The organism is Cobetia sp. SIMBA_158, from assembly GCF_046566945.1.
In the GTDB taxonomy this organism is placed as follows: Bacteria; Pseudomonadota; Gammaproteobacteria; order Pseudomonadales; family Halomonadaceae; genus Cobetia; species Cobetia amphilecti.
In genome coordinates this window covers 1-1555 of sequence record NZ_JAWJYL010000027.1, presented here as the reverse complement: position 1 = coordinate 1555, position 1555 = coordinate 1, and the positions used below count along the sequence as shown (strand labels likewise).

2 protein-coding genes are annotated in these 1555 nt (G+C 43.3%); both read right to left on the bottom strand.

The window, feature by feature from the left end; translation table 11 throughout:
* Positions 1-199: 199 nt before the first annotated feature.
* Positions 200-460 carry a hypothetical protein gene (locus R2R70_RS18790; protein ID WP_410978723.1) on the bottom strand — a complete coding sequence of 87 codons (261 nt, stop codon included), beginning with the start codon at positions 458-460 and terminating at the stop codon, positions 200-202.
* A 248-nt stretch (positions 461-708) separates the two neighbouring features.
* Positions 709-1287, bottom strand: coding sequence for a suppressor of fused domain protein (locus R2R70_RS18785; protein ID WP_410978722.1), 579 nt, complete (start codon positions 1285-1287; stop codon positions 709-711).
* Positions 1288-1555: the final 268 nt, after the last annotated feature.

The window sequence follows — 1555 nt, the reverse complement described above, 5'->3', positions numbered from 1 at the left end:
GCTGAGTTCTGAGTATGACATGAGCGCAATACCTTACAGGGAAACTCAGGTGTTGCACTCAGAATCTGCGGCCAAGCTCTCTAACCTGACTCCCTGAATAGGCTGAAGACCTACCGTATCAATAGCAATTCCTGCAATTCCGGAGAGCATACATGGTTTATACTCAGCATTATGCTTTTCACACATAGCTATTTGGATCTCACTTAACACCATAAATTAAATATTCCTTTTCAAGCGTCTTGAGAAAGCAGATGCTTGGCCACCCTGTCGACTTGCCTTGCCCTGCTGCACCCTGCACCGCAGCGCCCTGTGAAGAACCCTGCGGCTGACTGTGCTGGGCAATCAAGCGCCCGATCGGATTATACTGTGATGTCGTCTCACACCCACGCTGATGGCGGTGCACTTCACGGTGCAGATCATCAAGCTCGAAGCCGAGCAATTCCTCATTGTCCAACGCCATCGTGGATATGATTTGAAATACCGCAAGAGCGATGGCGTTTCGGGCGAGTCTGGTAGCTCTTGATAAGGTCAATTGTGTGGCGAGCTGTTCTCGTGACACGATACGAGGTGCACAGCTCAAATGATGAGTGAAGGCTCGGATTGGTTGAATCGCCCGCATTATCAGAATTGCCGCTCAACCGCGATCTTTGATTTACGGCTAGATCATGTTAAAACCGCGCCCAAGAGATAAAACATTGTATTTAGCCATTAAGATTCTCCTTCCACTTTCAGTAACGAAGGTCTATCAAAATCTAATACATCGACCTCATTTTCTTCTAGAGCATCCTCAAAGCTTTCCCATCCCATTCTAGCGATAAACTCACACTCTTGGGTAGATATCGGTACCAACCAAACAAAAACGACCTCATCACCTTCTATGGTAAAGCCATTTAGATTCTCATCTAAACACATTGGCGGCGCTACATATAAAGCGGTTTTGTCCGTATTATTAAAAAGAATATCTTTAGGTCCAATAACATCACCTCTTAGAAAAGCTTCCCCCTTACTTCTCATAGTTATAATTACATCATCTAATATCGAAGGTGCATATGTGATCTCATGCTTTCTTGGCACTAATAGGAAAAATTCAAAACGCGAATTTCTATCACTTTTAGACAGGCGATATTTATGATCACTAACACCAAGAGTAAGATAACAAATAGTGTCAGCGATATTTTTAGGCATCATCTTCACGACTTGCAAAGTATCATCATGACCAGGTAATACCCACCCCTTCTCTATTTCGCCTATATAACTTTCAACATGATTAATGAAATTTTTCTTCATTTTCTATTTCCTTCAGACATATTACAAGTTGGACATTTCAAAATTACACCCTCCTGATAATTCTGTATTACAGTTGGGCGCGTTACATCATCAGGAAAATCTCTTTTCGACCACGGCTGTGGGTCATGATCAACATGCCAGTCTCTACGACCTGTACCAGGTTCTACATTCACCTCAGTCTTACAACTAGGTGTAGGGTGCCGGATGATCGGATTTCACAACGAAGCTATCCTTTGTTAGCCTCTCGTGAGCTCATCAAGCAATTTAT

Bases quoted from the DNA above. Each gene is read 5' to 3' on its own strand.
- R2R70_RS18785 (WP_410978722.1), bottom strand. From the start codon at position 1,287: ATGAAGAAAAATTTCATTAATCATGTTGAAAGTTATATAGGCGAAATA.
- R2R70_RS18790 (WP_410978723.1), bottom strand. From the start codon at position 460: ATGGCGTTGGACAATGAGGAATTGCTCGGCTTCGAGCTTGATGATCTG.